Source organism: Microbacterium sp. Leaf351 (genome assembly GCF_001423825.1).
GTDB lineage: Bacteria > Actinomycetota > Actinomycetes > Actinomycetales > Microbacteriaceae > Microbacterium > Microbacterium ginsengisoli.
The window spans coordinates 168611-169173 of the sequence record NZ_LMPK01000035.1; the positions used below are offsets into that span (position 1 = coordinate 168611).

Below are 563 nucleotides of genomic sequence, written 5' to 3' on the forward strand. Positions count from 1 at the left end.
TCGTGAACAGGCGCTCGACCTCGATGCCCGACAGGGCGGCCGTCGGCTCGTCCATGATCAGCAGCGACGCGTCGAGGGAGACGGCCTTGGCGATCTCGATGACCTGCTGGTCGGCGATGGAGAGACCCTCGGCCGGCCGATCGGGATCGATCAGCACGCCGAGTCGGGTGAAGAGGCGCTCCACCTCGTGGCGCATCGCCTTGCGGTCGATGCGGCCGAATCGGCTGGTCGGCTGGCGCCCCATGAAGATGTTCTCGGTCACCGAGAGATCGGGGAAGAGCGTGGGCTCCTGGTAGATGACCGCGACGCCCGCCGCCTTCGACTGGGCGGTCGACGAGAAGTCGACCGCCTCGCCGCGGAGGCGGAACACGCCGGCGTCGCGCTGGTAGAGGCCGGCGACGATCTTGACGAGCGTCGACTTGCCGGCACCGTTCTCACCCACGAGGGCGTGGATCGATCCGCCGTCGACGGAGATCGTCCCGGAGCGCAGTGCGACGACGGAGCCGAAGGACTTCTGCACGTCCCGCAGTTCCAGCACGGGGCTGTCGGTCATGAGATAACTC

The 563-nt window shown here is 67.9% G+C and carries 1 pseudogene; it reads right to left on the reverse strand.

Going from position 1 to position 563, the window contains the following annotated elements:
• A pseudogene (locus ASG00_RS18385) lies at positions 1 to 553 on the reverse strand (ATP-binding cassette domain-containing protein); the annotation flags it as partial.
• Positions 554 to 563 lie beyond the last annotated feature (10 nt).